Below are 622 nucleotides of genomic sequence, written 5' to 3'. Positions count from 1 at the left end.
GTAACATCAAGTTGGTTATTAAGTAAAATTACAAATAAAAACAAGCAATTAGTAAGTAAACAAGCGCTGCTGCAAAAAATAAACGAAAGTAATGCGCATGTAATTTTAACCATTGGCGCCGGAGATATAGGGGAGCAAGTAAAACTAATTAAAAAAAGTTTAAGCGTTGAAAGTTAACTGGAACTACATAAAAGTGTTTGTTTTGTTAGTGTTTACGGTGTTTTTGTATGCGTTTTCACTAAAGAAAAATGGTGTGCGAGAAGTTTCAAAACCTAATATTGAATTTGTGGGTGAAAACAGACCATTCATTACCACCAACAATGTTAGTAAATTGTTAATACAAAATTACCAAGGCATGAAAAACGTGCCAAAAGAAACTTTAGATTTGAATGAATTAGAAACTGCCCTAAAATCTAATCCAATGGTCAAATCTGCAGAGGTGTATGTTGCTGTAAATGGCACACTTAACGCTAAAGTTGAACAAAAAACACCTATTGCAAGAGTAAATACAAATGTATCGTATTACATTGATGACGAAGGTTCGTTTATGCCTTTGTCTGCAAATTATTCAGCAAGAGTGCCGTTGGTTACAGGGTATGTAGAGAAAAATAATTTAAAAAAT

1 protein-coding gene is annotated in these 622 nt (G+C 32.6%); it reads left to right on the top strand.

What is annotated here, in order from left to right:
- Positions 1-166: 166 nt before the first annotated feature.
- Positions 167-622 (top strand): cell division protein FtsQ/DivIB (locus FUA24_RS02885; RefSeq protein WP_394344180.1); only part of this gene is annotated, 456 nt, incomplete at its 3' end.

Source organism: Seonamhaeicola marinus, from assembly GCF_008085455.1.
This window is presented reverse-complemented; position numbering and strand designations above follow the sequence as displayed.